At 74.1% G+C, this 13,476-nt stretch carries 12 protein-coding genes and 1 pseudogene; 10 read left to right on the top strand and 3 right to left on the bottom strand.

Annotated features, from left to right (window positions below):
- Positions 1 to 78: 78 nt before the first annotated feature.
- Complete coding sequence (locus ABH931_RS29610) at positions 79 to 801, bottom strand: hypothetical protein (RefSeq protein WP_370119836.1); 723 nt, start codon at positions 799 to 801, stop codon at positions 79 to 81.
- 255 nt (positions 802 to 1,056) lie between these two features.
- Between ABH931_RS29610 and ABH931_RS29605 the strand changes: the two are divergent.
- From ABH931_RS29605 to ABH931_RS29595, 3 genes and pseudogenes are all read left to right on the top strand, one after another.
- Positions 1,057 to 2,169, top strand: a pseudogene (locus ABH931_RS29605) (diguanylate cyclase domain-containing protein); the annotation flags it as partial.
- Positions 2,170 to 2,809: 640 nt separating this feature from the next.
- Positions 2,810 to 4,603, top strand: a complete 1,794-nt coding sequence (locus ABH931_RS29600) for a hypothetical protein (protein WP_370119833.1) — start codon at positions 2,810 to 2,812, stop codon at positions 4,601 to 4,603.
- 1 nt (position 4,604) lies between these two features.
- Positions 4,605 to 4,970, top strand: coding sequence for a DUF5955 family protein (locus ABH931_RS29595; protein WP_370119830.1), 366 nt, complete (start codon positions 4,605 to 4,607; stop codon positions 4,968 to 4,970).
- A 27-nt stretch (positions 4,971 to 4,997) separates the two neighbouring features.
- Here the strand turns inward: ABH931_RS29595 and fdhD are convergent, their stop codons facing one another.
- On the bottom strand, positions 4,998 to 5,819 hold the full coding sequence (gene fdhD, locus ABH931_RS29590; RefSeq protein ID WP_370120058.1) for a formate dehydrogenase accessory sulfurtransferase FdhD: 822 nt from the start codon (positions 5,817 to 5,819) through the stop codon (positions 4,998 to 5,000).
- Between the two features lie 104 nt (positions 5,820 to 5,923).
- On the opposite strand from fdhD, the gene hutH reads away from it, so the two are divergent.
- From hutH to ABH931_RS29560, 6 genes are all read left to right on the top strand, one after another.
- Positions 5,924 to 7,483 (top strand): histidine ammonia-lyase, encoded by a 1,560-nt coding sequence (gene hutH / locus ABH931_RS29585; protein ID WP_370120055.1) that lies wholly within the window; start codon positions 5,924 to 5,926, stop codon positions 7,481 to 7,483.
- Between the two features lie 135 nt (positions 7,484 to 7,618).
- Positions 7,619 to 8,533 (top strand): MurR/RpiR family transcriptional regulator, encoded by a 915-nt coding sequence (locus ABH931_RS29580; RefSeq protein WP_370119827.1) that lies wholly within the window; start codon positions 7,619 to 7,621, stop codon positions 8,531 to 8,533.
- 11 nt (positions 8,534 to 8,544) lie between these two features.
- Complete coding sequence (locus tag ABH931_RS29575; RefSeq protein ID WP_370119824.1) at positions 8,545 to 9,297, top strand: GNAT family N-acetyltransferase; 753 nt, start codon at positions 8,545 to 8,547, stop codon at positions 9,295 to 9,297.
- Between the two features lie 57 nt (positions 9,298 to 9,354).
- Entirely contained in the window at positions 9,355 to 9,909 is a 555-nt protein-coding gene (locus ABH931_RS29570; RefSeq protein WP_370119821.1) for a hypothetical protein, read from the top strand.
- Positions 9,910 to 10,104: 195 nt separating this feature from the next.
- Positions 10,105 to 11,790, top strand: a complete 1,686-nt coding sequence (locus tag ABH931_RS29565; protein ID WP_370119818.1) for a TROVE domain-containing protein — start codon at positions 10,105 to 10,107, stop codon at positions 11,788 to 11,790.
- A 70-nt stretch (positions 11,791 to 11,860) separates the two neighbouring features.
- Positions 11,861 to 12,817: a hypothetical protein gene (locus ABH931_RS29560; RefSeq protein WP_370119815.1), complete on the top strand. Its 957-nt coding sequence runs from the start codon at positions 11,861 to 11,863 to the stop codon at positions 12,815 to 12,817.
- A gap of 13 nt (positions 12,818 to 12,830) precedes the next feature.
- On the opposite strand, the gene ABH931_RS29555 is transcribed toward ABH931_RS29560, so the two are convergent.
- Positions 12,831 to 13,169, bottom strand: coding sequence for a hypothetical protein (locus tag ABH931_RS29555; RefSeq protein ID WP_370119812.1), 339 nt, complete (start codon positions 13,167 to 13,169; stop codon positions 12,831 to 12,833).
- 181 nt (positions 13,170 to 13,350) lie between these two features.
- Between ABH931_RS29555 and ABH931_RS29550 the strand changes: the two genes are divergently transcribed.
- Positions 13,351 to 13,476, top strand: a 126-nt coding sequence (locus ABH931_RS29550) for a hypothetical protein (RefSeq protein ID WP_370120053.1), incomplete at its 3' end; no start/stop codon positions are given.

The following is a 13,476-nucleotide window of genomic DNA, read 5'->3' as shown; positions in this document are numbered from 1 at the left end:
GCCGGACAGGCCCTGCTCCGCCTTCTGCGCGGCCTCCTCGACGGCGTGCGCGATCTGGTTGCCCACCGGCGGACGTCCCTACTCGAAGCTCATGCCGGCCAGCTTGCCGGTCAGGTTCTGCGCGTGGCTCTGGACGGCCTCCGCGTGGACGGCGAACAGCTGGGCGTGGGCGGTCAGGTTCTCCGGGTGGATCATGAAGCCGTCGCCCGGACCGTTGCCGCTGACGCCGAGCATGTCCTCCAGGGCGGAGTAGGTCATCCCGGCGACGGCCTTCTCCACCACGCCCAGCAGCGGCGTCAGCGCCGCGTTGATCACCTGGCCGATGATGTACTGGACGAGCTGCTGCTCCAGGTAGTCGACGGCCGTCTCCGCCGCCTTGACGATCAGCGCCATCGCGGCCTCGGCGAGCCCGAGGGTGGCCACCGCCGCCGCCTGGTCGGCGATGAAACTGGCGGCGAGGCCCACGAGTTCGGCGATGCACTCGGTCTTCATGCCGACGATGTAGTCCGCGCCCGCGTCCAGTGCGTCTGCCAACACGTGGCAGGCGTCCAGGAGTTCCTGCATGTGGCCCTGGGAGAGGTGGGCCCACTTGGAGACCAGCAGCTCGTAGGAGTTGGCCTGGTAGTGCTGGCCCATGGCCTTGACGGTGTCCGTCGCCTGCTGGTGCGTGTCCTCGATGTTCGTCGCGAACTCCCGGACGTGGGAGGCGAACTCGCGGACCCTGTCCTCGTTGATCTGGGGCCAGTTGATGCCGATGAACTGCAGGAACGAGGCGACCTCGCCGGGAAGTTCGATAGCCATGCGGTTCCCCCGTGACCTGTGACCTGTTCGGAGCAGTGTCGCGTCTGCGTCACCGTAGCAGCGCCCGCTGACGGCCCTCCAGGACGAACCCGTTCGCTTGCGTGGTATTTATCCCGTTTGTCCGTACTCTCGGTGGTAGCAGAGCGCGTCGTGGGAACGAGGAGAACCGTGCAGGCCAGTGCCAGTGAGGACGCCCCGCCGACCGAGCCGGTTCCGGGCGCGCGGTTGCGCGCGGTCGTCCGGCTCGCCCAGGCCATGGCCGCCGCGCCGGACGGGCGGGCCGCCGCCCAGGTGGCCGCCGGGCTCGCGCGGGAGGCGCTCGACGCCGAGTTCGCCGCCATCTCGATGTGGGAGCGCGAGCGCGGACGACTGCGGGTGCTGGTCAACGACGGCCTGCTCGCGCCCGGCGAGGAGGCGCTGCCGAGGGACGAGTCCTACCCGCTCGCCGAGTACCCCGAGATCGCGCGGTTCCTCGCCGAGCGCGGCCTCGGCGAGATCTACACCCAGGACGGGTTGCCCAGGGCCTGGGTGCAGAGCGCCGAGGGCGGCTCCGCGAACGGCCCTGTCAGCCGCGCCCGGGCCGCGGGCCTGCGGCGGCGCGGCCGCGCCTGCTGCCTGGTCGCGCCGATCCTGCTGGGGGGCCGGGCGTGGGGCGAGCTCTACCTGGCCCGCACGGCGGGCCGCCCCGTCTTCGGCGACGACGAGGCGGAGTTCGCGACCGCGCTGGCCGCCCAGCTCTCCGCCGGGCTCGCCCAGAGCGAGCGCCTGGAGGAGGTCAGCCGTCTGGCCTTCACCGACCCGCTGACCGGACTCGCCAACCGCCGCTCCGTCGACGCCCGCCTCGACGCGGCGCTGGAGCAGCACCGGATCGACGGCAGTGTGGTCTCCCTCGTCGTCTGCGACGTCAACGGCCTGAAGCGGGTCAACGACGAGAAGGGCCACGAGTGGGGGGACCGCCTGCTGGAGCAGTTCGCCAACCAGCTCTCCCTGTGCGGGGCCATGCTGCCGGGAGCGCTGGCCGGACGGCTCGGCGGCGACGAGTTCTGCCTGGTCGCGAGCGGCCCGAGCGCCGACGAGGTGGTCCGCGTCGCCGAGGAGCTGTGCGCGCAGGCGCTCACCATCGAGCAGGGCGAGGGCGTCGCCTGCGGGGTGGCCTCCACCGGCGACCCGATCGGCCCGGTCACCACCGCCGACCGGCTCTTCCGGCTGGCCGACGCCGCGCAGTACCGGGCCAAGTCCGGGCCCGCCGCGCAGCCCGTCGTCGCCGGGCGCGGCAGCCTGCCGGATCCGACGGTCAGCCTCGCCGACAGCGGCCCGCGGCCCGGGGCGGGACGCCGCACGGAACGCCGCCGCTTCCGCGGCGCCCGCCACACCGCCGACCCCGGCCAGCTACTGGCCGCCGCGACGGCGGCGCTCGACGACCACCCCGCGCCCGCCGGTTCGCTGGCCCGGCTGGAGACCGTCGCCGAGACCGTCTCGCAGCTGCTCGACGCCGTCGCCTGGTGGGTCTCCTACCTGCCGCCCGGCTCCACCACGATGCACACTGCGGGTTACGGCGTGCGCCGGATGACCCGCGGTCCGGGCAGCGTCCGCGCGCAGGTCCAGCGCGCCATGAACGAGGCCCCGGACGCGGTCTTCGAGCTCCAGGCCTACCCGCTGACCGCACTGGCGATCCGCGGCGGCAGCTTCGGGCTGCGCACCGGCGTCCCCGGCAACGACCCGGCGGAGGAGGCGGTCCTGGTCGTCGGCGGCTACCGCGCGATGGTCGCCGCGGGCGGCGCGAACCCGGCCGGCGGCTGGCTGTTGGAGCTCTTCGCGGACGAGGCCACGCTGTCGCTGTCCGGTGTCGGCCCGACCCTGCGCGCGCTCGTCGCGGTCGCGCTGTCGGGCCCGCCGAGCCCACCGTGAACTGACGTGACATCAATTGTCATCCTTGCGACGTTGACCGGCATGCCATGGCTCGAACATGCTGTGCATCCATCAACGGACTCGGGGGAGTTGACACCGCATGACCATCTCGTCGCCGTCGGAGGCGAGCGCGGCACCGCAGGGCACGGGTGGGCCGGGCACGGGAGTGCCGGGCGTGGGGGTGCCGGACTGGGTCGAGGACCAGGCAGGCCCCGGTGGCGGGCAGGCCACCCGGCATCTGCAGGCCGCGGCCCACCTGAGCCGCCCCTTCCGCCGGGCCGTCATCGGCGAGTTGGTCGAGGAGCGCCACCGCGTGCCCGCCCCCGCGCCGGGCACCGACATCGCCGCGGTGCTGGCCGAGTGCCTGCGGGCCCGGCGCCACCGGCTGTGGACGGCCCTGGCCTGCTTCCTGGTCCTGCTCGTCGGCCTCGCCTTCGACGGGGTGGGCACCGCGCTCGCGCTGGGCGTCGTACTGCAGGCGCTCGTGTGGGGATACATGGCGCGGTTCGTGTCCTGGGTCGTGGTCCGGATGGAGCCCCGGCTGAACGCGCCGCAGACGCGCGAGCAACTGCGCCGCGTCGCGCTGGCCGTGTTCTGGCTGCTGTACCTGGCGGAGGTCTCCCTGCTGATCGGCGTACTGGTCAGCGGCCTCCCGAACGACCAGTCCGGCTTCGACGGCAACGGGTACCCGGTGGCCCAGGTCCAGGGGCATCCCGGTGGGCTGACCGTCCCCGCGCTGGTGATCGTGGCCTGGGTGCTGATCGGCGCGATCGCCCGCCACCTGCAGCAGGGCCGCCTCGCCGAGATCGGCGATCCGCGCTCGACCGAGCCCGCGTACCAGCCGCCGGCCACGCTGCGGCCCGTCTTCGACCGGCTGCGCTCCGGCGCGATCGAGGCGGAGACCGTCTTCGGCGCGTTCGAGCCGTTCGTGGGCTCCGGCCTCTGGATCGACGACTGGCGGATCCACACCGAGCTGCGCCCTGCCGTGGCCGGGGTCGACGCCACCGAACTGACCGTCGCCGAGGCGCACGAGACCATCACCGCCTGGCTGCGCGGCCTCTCCGTCGGCGCCGCGTACCCGGGCGACGCGCTGCACCAGCTGACCGTCCGCGACCGCGTCTTCCGCTCCGGTCTGCGCGTGGAGCGCTCCGAGGCGTGGCACGGGACCCTCTCGCCGCCGGCCCCCGGCGCGCCCGCCGCGCCGCGCCTCCTGGCGCCGGGGGCGGCGCAGGCCCTCGACGCGGCCGCGCACCCGCGGCTGCGCCACTACGTCGAGGCGCGTGCCGAGCTCTGGGGCGGGCAGGTGGTCGTCTCCACCTTCGTCCGGGTGACCCTCCAGGGCCAGCAGCTCTATCTGGAGGGCCTGGAGTACATCCTGCCGCCGGTCGCCGAGCGCTACCGCGCGGTCGACCAGGCCCTGCGTCCTGACGGCCTGGACCTGCTGCGCAGCCTCTGGCAGGCGTTCACCCACCTGGGCCGCGACCTGACCGACAACGTCCTGGAGTCCGGCTCGGCGGTCGGTTCCGGCCTGCGCGGCTGGTGGAAGGCCCGCTGGCGCGAGCGGATGCTCGCCCACGACCGCAAGGTGGACCAGGCCCCCCGGGTCAGCGTGCGCGAGCTGGGGGCGGAGAACAGCTACGAGGTGCTCTTCCAGTACCTCGACGCGCAGCGGGTCCGCTCGGCGGTCCAGGAGCGGACGCAGGCGGCGGTGGTGTTCACCCTGAAGCAGCACGGTTACAGCGCCGAGCAGTTCGAGGCGATGGTGCAGAACGTCACCATCAACAACGGCATCCAGAACTACAACAGCACGGTGAACGGCGCGCAGGCCACGGGCAGCGGCTCGTCGGCGAGCTCGCAACCGACGGTGCCGACGGCACGGATGGGGACGAACTGAGATGGCTGCGGAGTACCGCAACGAGTCGGGGATCCAGAACATCAACTCCGTGGTGAGCGGCGCGCAGGCGGTGGGCGCGGGAGCGCAGGCGTCCGTGGGCGCGCCCACCGCGAACCCGCTGGCGGAGGCGGTGACGGCACTGTTGGGACGACTGCCGTCGCTCGGTCTGGACGCGGAGACGGCGGAGGACGCGACCGCGCACCTGGAGGACCTCCAGACGCAGGCGTCCGCACCGTCGCCGAGCCCCGGCCGCGTCCGGCGCGCGCTGAGCGGCCTGACCGGCCTGCTGGGCGGAGTGGCGGCGGCGGCCGGAGCGCTCGCCGCCGTGGAGAAGGCGGCCGAGCCGTTGCTGAAGCTCCTCGGTTAGTTGCACTCACCTCAGGGCCTCGCGCCCCTAGAGCGCTACGCGCTCCAGGCCCGTGTACACGTTCCCCCCGCGGCCGCGGAGGAAGCCGACGAGGGTCAGGCCCGCCTCCTCGGCCAGGTCCACCGCGAGAGCGGAGGGCGCGGAGACCGCGGCGAGCATCGGGATGCCCGCCATCGCCGCCTTCTGGACCAGTTCGAACGACGCGCGCCCGCTCACCATCAGGACGTGGCCCCGCAGTGGGAGGAGATCCTCCCGCAGGGCCCAGCCGACGACCTTGTCGACCGCGTTGTGGCGGCCCACGTCCTCGCGGACGCAGAGCAGGCGGCCGTCCGCCGTGAACAGGCCCGCCGCGTGGAGGCCGCCGGTGGAGTCGAACGCGCGCTGGCTCGCGCGCAGGGTGTCCGGGAGGGAGAAGAGGACGTCCTCGGTGATCGTCATCGGGTCGTCTGAGAGGTCGGCGGGAAGCCGCTTGCGGACCGCGTCCACCGTCTCCGCGCCGCACAGTCCGCACGCGCTGCTCGTCAACAGGTTCCGGTACGCCGAGACCGGCACGGTCTCCGGACGCGACACACGGGCGTCGACGACGTTGTAGGTGTTCACACCCTCCGCGTTGGTCCCGGCGCAGTAGCGCAGCGCGGGGACGTCCTCGGCCCGCGACGCGATGCCCTCGGCCGCGAGGTATCCGGCGACCAGGTCGAAGTCGTGACCGGGGGTGCGCATGGTCACCGTGAGGACGCGGCCGCCGACGCGGATCTCCAGCGGCTCCTCGGCCGCCAGCGCGTCGGGGCGCGCGTCGCGGCGCCCGTCGCGCAGACGTGTCACGCGGCGGCGTTCGGTCACCCGGCCCATGGTCTCCGCTCCCTCGTCCCGGTTCGGCGGTGTCGCGACCCACGGTACGCGGGCGACTCCTGTTGTCATAGGGCCATTCACATGATGTGATTTCGTATATGGATATGCACAACGTCGTCATCGGCAAGGCCAACGTCGGCCCCGCCGACGTCATCGCGGTCGCGCGCGGCAACGCCAAGGTGGAGCTCTCCGGGGACGCGCTGGCCGAGATGGCCGCGTCCCGCGCGCGGATCGACGCGCTCGCCGCGGAGCCGCGCCCGGTCTACGGGGTGTCCACCGGCTTCGGCGCCCTGGCCGTCCGTCACATCAGCCCGGAGCTGCGCGCGCAGCTCCAGCGCTCGCTGGTCCGCTCGCACGCGGCCGGCATGGGCCCGCAGGTCGAGCGCGAGGTCACCCGCGCGCTGATGCTGCTGCGCCTGAAGACCCTCGCCTCCGGCCGCACCGGCGTCCGCCCGGTCGTCGCCGAGACGATGGCGGCGATCCTCAACGCCGACATCACCCCGGTCGTGCACGAGTTCGGCTCCCTCGGCTGCTCCGGCGACCTCGCGCCGCTCTCGCACTGCGCGCTCACCCTGATGGGCGAGGGCCTCGCCTACGGCCCCGACGGCACCGTCCGCGACGCGGGCGAGCTGCTGGCCGAGGCCGGCATCGCGCCGATCGAGCTCGCCGAGAAGGAGGGCCTGGCCCTCATCAACGGCACCGACGGCATGCTCGGCATGCTGGTGATGGCGATCGCCGACCTGGGCCGCCTGTTCACCGTGGCCGACATCACCGCCGCCATGTCCCTGGAGGCGCTGCTGGGCACCGAGCGCGTGCTGCTGCCCGAGCTGCACGCCATCCGCCCGCACCCCGGCCAGGCCGCCTCCGCCGCCAACATGCTGAAGGTGCTGGAGGGCTCCGGTCTCACCGGCCACCACCAGGACGACGCGCCGCGCGTCCAGGACGCCTACTCCATCCGCTGCGCCCCGCAGGTCGCCGGCGCCGGTCGCGACACCCTCACCCACGCCCAGCTGGTCGCCGACCGCGAGCTCGCCGCCGCCGTCGACAACCCGGTCGTGCTGCCCGACGGCCGCGTCGAGTCCAACGGCAACTTCCACGGCGCGCCCGTCGCCTACGTGCTGGACTTCCTCGCGATCGCCGCGGCCGACCTCGGCTCGGTGGCCGAGCGCCGCACCGACCGCCTGCTGGACAAGAACCGCTCGCACGGCCTGCCGCCGTTCCTCGCGGACGACCCGGGCCTCGACTCCGGCCTCATGATCGCCCAGTACACGCAGGCCGCGCTGGTCAGCGAGAACAAGCGGCTCGCCGTCCCGGCCTCGGTCGACTCCATCCCGTCCTCGGCGATGCAGGAGGACCACGTCTCCATGGGCTGGTCCGCCGCGCGCAAGCTGCGCCAGGCCGTGGACAACCTGGCCCGCGTGCTCGCCGTCGAGCTGGTCGCCTCCGCCCGCGCACTGGAGATCCGCACCTACAGCCACACCGGCGAGGGCGCCAGCCCGCTCGCCCCGGCCACGGCCGCCGCCGTCGCCGCGGCGCGCGAGGCCGGCGTCGGCGGCCCGGGCTCGGACCGCTTCCTCGCCCCCGACCTGGAGGCGGCCTACCGCTTCGTGTGCGGCGGCGGTCTGGTCACCGCCGTCGAGGCGGTCACCGGCCCGCTGGCCTGACACAGGGCGGCAGCCACTACCGGAACGATCTGTATCGGCTTCATACCGGCAGGTGAGAAGGGACTTGCCGACTCTGCATGTGGTCATGCAGAGTCGGCACCTACTGAATCGCCCGCCCGCCCGCTGGAGGCGCACATGAGCGTGACACCGCCCCAGCCGGTGGAGGCCCCGCCCAGCAGCGGGCCCTCCAGCAGGCTGCTCCGGCTCTTCGAGGGCTACCGGCTGACGCCGACTCAGCGGCGGATCGCGCACTGCCTGGTCCGCAACGCGGCGGAGGCCCCGTTCCTGTCCAGCGTGGAGGTGGCCGAGCTGGCCGGCGTCAGCCAGCCCTCGGTCACCCGCTTCGCCGTCGCCCTCGGCTTCGACGGCTACCCGGCGCTGCGGCGCCGGCTGCGCGAGCTCGGCCTGGCCGAGCCCGGCGCGGAGGCGTCGGTCCGTCTCGGCGGCGGCGCCCGGGAGACCGCCGGCGAGATCGTCCGCAACGAGCAGCAGCAGGCGGTGCTGAGCGAGATCGCCAACCTCCAGCACCTGGCCGCGGTGCTCGCCGACCCGGAGCCGGTGCTCCGGGCCGCACGGCTGCTGGCCGCCTCGCGGCCGCTCGTGGTCCTCGGCCTGCGCGCCGCCTCGGCCCAGGCGAACGGCTTCGCCTACTTCGCGGCCAAGGTCCACCCGGACGTCCGGCTGCTGGACGAGGGCGGATCGATGTTGCTCGACCGCATCGAGCAGGCCCGCGTCGCGGGCGCGACCGCCCTGATCTGCTTCGCGCTCCCGCGCTACCCGCGCGAACTCCTGGACGCCCTGAACGTGGCCAAGGCCGCCGGGCTCACCGTCGTCACCGTCGCCGACAGCGCGTTCGCGCCGGTCTCCTCCGTCTCCGACCTGCTGCTGCCGGCGGCGGTCGGGTCGAGCCTGGTCTTCGACACCGCGTGCGCGCCGATGATGCTCGGCCGGGTCCTGCTCCAGGCCATGTGCGACGAGCTCCCGGGCTCGGTGCTGCGGCTGGAGGAGTTCGAGCAGCAGGCGGCGACGCGCGGGCTCTTCTTGGGATGACGCAGCCTGGGATGACGCAGCTTGGGGCGAGGCAGCCCAGGACGGCGCGCGAGATCTTCTCCGTCGAGGAGCTGGTCGCGCTCACCGACGACCCGCTGGTCCTCTGGACCGCGCAGGGGCTGACCCGCGGCGGGCGCGCCTTTGCGGGTGAGGACGCGGTGATCGCCGCCGCACCCGCGATCTCGACGCGCGACCGCGTCGGCGTCGCCGCCCGCTCGCCGGAGGCCGGCGCCGCCCTCGCTCGCGAGGTGCTGCCCCAACTGCCCCGCAGCTTCCGCCCGTTCGGCGAGCGCCCGGTGATCGCGGCGATTGCCGCGGCCGTTCCCGGCCTGGAGGTCGTCGGCCACTTCGGCTGGATGGACGCCCACGAGACGGTCGCGCCGGAGCGGGAGGCGGACTGGCTCGACGACACGACGGGCGTCGACGCCCTCCTGGACGCCGCCTACCCGGCCTCCTACGCCCGCGAGGGCGTCCCGGGCGTCGAACGCTGGGCCGCCTTCCGTGACGACGCCGACCGCCTGCTCGCGATCGGCGCCCTCGCCTGGTCCGCCCCGCAGGTCGCCCTGCTCAGCGGTATCGCCGTCGCCTCGGACGCGCGCGGCAAGGGCCTCGCCCTCCCGCTCTGCGCGACCCTGGCCCGGGCGGGCCTCGCACGCCGTGGCACGGTCGCGCTGATGGTCGAGGACGACAACACCCCGGCCCGCCGCGTCTACGACCGCCTGGGCCTGCGCCACCGTCCGGTCTCGGCGGCGGCCTTCGCGTAGCGATCGGGCCCTGCACACCCCAAGACAATTCTCATCCGCCGGAGTTATCGTCCCGCCATGCTGCGTGGGACCTATGCGCGTGCCCGGGTCGTCGTCCTCCGCGAGACCGTGGCGCGCACGCTGATGTGGACGGGTGCGGTCGGCGCTGTCGCCGGGCTGCTGATCCCCGACCTGGCCGGGCTCGGGCGCGGCTCGGTGATCGGGGCCGGACTGTTCGTGCTCGGGCTGGTGGCCGGGCTGCTCCAGCGGCGGCGCTGGTTCGCGGCGCAGGCCGCCGCCGCCGAGAAGGCGGCGTTCGCGGTGACGCTGGAACCGCCGGACGAGACGCGGCGGCGGCTCGCGCGCGGGCACGCGCTGGGGCTGCTGATCGGCATCCCGGTGACCACCGCGCTGGGCGTGCTCGCCGGGCCCGCGGCCGGACTCGCGGTGCTGGGCTACGGGGTCGGGCTGCGGCTCGCCGCCCTGCGGCTGGCCCGCTGGGAGCGGCGCGAGGAGAAGCTGCTCTGGGCGCGCACCGAGGACGGGCGGCTGTTCGGCCGGCGCGGCGCCCTCGGCGGCTTCGTCACCACCGGCCCGGCCGCCGGAAACGTGAAAGCGGTCGTGCACGGCTGAGCCGGGACAGGACCGGGGCGGAAATTCGGATGCGCGTCAGGTGCGGCGTCGGTAGTTTCTCCGATGCGTCCTCCGATGCGCGCGGCCCCGGTTACTTCCTGACAACACACCACCGGTGCCCCCTTCTGATCTCGGAGGGCGTTTCCACGCCTGTGCGCGCGAGCGCACGACCCGCCCATTTTGGGGGACTTCTGCGTGAGCCGGTTCAACCGCCAGCGCGCCAAGACCGAAGCACGAGCCGAGATCCAGTCCGAAGTACCAGGTCTGACCCGTAGCGGGGCAGACTCACCGCTCTCCGTCCACGGCAGCTGGATGCTCCCGGGTGCCGTCCACCCCGCACGGGCCTGGCTGACCGTCAGCAACATCGTGAACCCCGAGGGCGGCGCCGGTTACGTCCGGGAGCCCAAGCAGGAGCTCTTCCTCCTCGCCGCCGCGAACCTGGTCGGCCAGCGCAGCTTCTACGAGGCCGCGGGCTCCCGCGACGAGCGCTACCTGCGGCTGGTCCGCGACCTCGCGCTCACCGACCCCGCCTGGGTGGTGAGCCTGCTCCGCTGGCTGCGCGGGGACGCGCACATGCGGACCGCCTCGCTCGTCGGCGCGGCCGAGTTCGTGCGGGCGCGGCGGGACGCGGGCCGGCCCGGCTGGTGCCGCGAGGCGGTCGCCGCAGTGCTCCAGCGGCCGGACGAGCCGGGCGAGTTGCTGGCCTACTGGACCTCCCGCTACGGGCGGCGGCTGCCGCAGCCGCTCAAGCGCGGGGTCGCCGACGCGGTGCGCCGTCTCTACACCGGCCGGGCCCTGCTCAAGTACGACACCGACGGGCACCCCTTCCGCTTCGGCGACGTGCTGGAGCTCACCCACCCCGCACCCGCGCCGGACCGGCCCTGGCAGGGCGCGCTGTTCCGCTACGCGCTGGACCGGCGCCACCGGCCCCGGTACGCCCTGCCGCCCGCGGAGGAGCCGCTGCTGGTGGCCCACCACGCCCTGCTCGCCGTCCCGGTCGAGGAGCGGTACGCGCGGGTCACCGCACCGGGAGGCGCCGAGCGGCTGGCCGCGGCCGGCATGACCTGGGAGGCGCTGGCCGGCTGGTTGCAGGGCCCGCTGGACGCCGCGGTGTGGGAGGCGGTGATCCCCTCGATGGGGCCCATGGCCCTGGTCCGCAACCTGCGGAACTTCGACGAGGCCGGAGTCGGCGCCCGCGCCGCGGAGGAGGTCGCCCGCCGGATCGCGGACCCGGCCGAGGTCGCCCGCTCACGGCAGTTCCCCTTCCGGTATCTCGCCGCGTACCGAAGCGTTCCGTCCTCCCGCTGGGAGTCGGCGCTGGAGACGGCGCTCGGCCACTCCCTCGCCAACGTGCCCGCGCTGCCCGGCAGGACGCTGGTCCTGGTGGACCGCTCCGGATCGATGTTCGACCGGCCGAGCGCGCAGACCCAGCTCAACCGGGCCGACTCCGCGGCCGTCTTCGGCACGGCCGTGGCGCTCCGCGCCGAGCAGGCCGACCTCGTGGAGTTCGGCACCGACAGCCGCCCCCTCGTGCCGGGCCCGGGCGCCTCGCTGCTGCGGACCGTGGACCGGTTCGGGGACCTCGGCGGCACCAACACCGCCCAGGCGGTCCGGCGGCACTACGCCGGGCACGACCGGATCGTCGTGGTCACCGACGAGCAGGCCCACTGGTCGCCGCATGGTCACGTCTTCCAGGGGATTCCGGCGCACGTGCCGAGCTACACCTGGAACCTGGCCGGGTACGGCGTGGGCCACGCGCCGTCCGGCCCGAACCGCCACACCTTCGGCGGGCTCGGCGACGCCGCCTTCCGGCTCATCCCGCTCATCGAGGCGGGCGGCGGCGACCACTGGCCCTGGGAGGCGGCAGCGGCCCTGGACTAGAGTCCCCTGGGCCTGTGGGTCCATCGGATCGTCGGTCTGTCGGTCCGAGGGCCGGTCGAAGGGGGAGACCATGGGGGCACGGCGTGACGGGGATCCGGTGGCGGACGCGGCGGCGTCCTGGCGTGAGGCGGATCTGCCGGAGCTCACCCCGGCGCGCGTGAACGCGCTGCGGAAGGCCGGGTTCACAGCCGCGAAGCTGGAGAGGCTGGCGGCCAAGGGCCGTTACCAGCGCGGGTTGGTCGTCAGCGTCCTGGTCTGCTTCACCGACGCCTATCCCGGGACCGCCTCGGTCCAGGACATCGCGCGGGCCGGAGAGGCCGGCCGGATGATCACCTCGCGCAGTGCGGCGGAGTTCGAGGCCGCGCTCGCGGAGCACGGACTGACCAGCCGGCCGAAGCCGGGCCTGCGCACGGCGGGGGAGGCGCCGGGCCAGGCGCAGCCGGTCGTCCACAGGCCGCCGGTCCGCGACCGGCGGTGGTGGTTCGCCTGGTCGCTGGTGCTGTTCCTCGCGCTCGCGACCACGACCGGCCTCGCCTCGCTGGACTTCGGTTTCGGTGCCGTCCTGGGCGCGGTCTGCCTGATCGCCGGCTGGGCGCCGCTGGTCAGGCGCACGGCCTACCGGCGCGTGCCCGCCCCGAGGCGGATCGCCGTCCTGTACGCCCTCGCGGCGGTCGGCTTCCTGGTGGGCTCGGCCGGTGCCGCCGACGCGGTGATGCTCTGCTTCGGTCAGCACGGCGTCGGCCGGGTCGACTCGGCGATGCAGGAGACCGGGACGCACGGCACCGTCTACACCCAGTGCTCGGTCGACCAGCCCGACGGCTCGTGGGCCGAGCTCCGCTTCGGCGGGGCCTGCCCGGGGCCGGAAGGCACGCCGGTGCCGATGTTCTACTTCGCGGGCGGGGACGACAGCACCCCCTGGCGTCCCGTGCCGGGGACGGCGGGCTCGGTCGCGCCCCTGGTCGTCCTGTGGGGCGTCGGCACCCTGGTGGGCTGCGGCCTGCTGACGCGGGCGGCGCTGACCCCCTGACGGGCCCGCCTGGTCAGTCCGCTTCCGTCACCACCCGGACCGAGGCCGCGACCCGTCCGCGTGCCGCCTCGAAGGCGGCGGACAGCTCGGCGGCCCAGACGTGTTCGACGAGCAGCAGCAGGGCCGACTCCTCCGGGCCGAGCAACTCCTGCGCCTCGTCCGTGTCCTCGTCCGTGATCAGCCCGGCCTCGCCGGGCCCCGCGGTGACGGCGCCGTTCCCGTCGCGGCGCAGCTCCCGCACGTCCAGGACCCGCACGCCGCCGTCCCGCCGCAGCCGCTCCAGCGGGCCCAGGACGGTCGGGCCGACGCTGTCACCGGGGAAGGCGAGAACCAGGAACTCCACCGGGCCCACGAGGCTCTCCTCTCGGTCGTCCGTGTCGTGACAGCATAGGTGCCAAATGCTGATAAAGCGGACAAACGTGACTCCTGCCCGGCGCACTCTGGTGGAGCCGCGAATGAACGGCTACATTCAGACTCGTCGATGGTGAATGAATCTATCCACATCGCCGATCACCGATGAGAGGACGCGAACGATGGCGCAGCAGCAGAGCGGCCCGCGCACGGTCCGTGCCGCGCGTGGCACCGAGCTGAGCACCCTGGGCTGGCAGCAGGAGGCCGCCCTGCGGATGCTGAACAACAACCTCGATCCGGAGGTGGCG

Source organism: Streptacidiphilus sp. MAP12-33 (genome assembly GCF_041261265.1).
Classification (GTDB): Bacteria; Actinomycetota; Actinomycetes; order Streptomycetales; family Streptomycetaceae; genus Streptacidiphilus.
The sequence above is the reverse complement of the archived record's forward strand: the minus strand, read 5'-3'. Positions and strand labels throughout refer to the sequence as shown.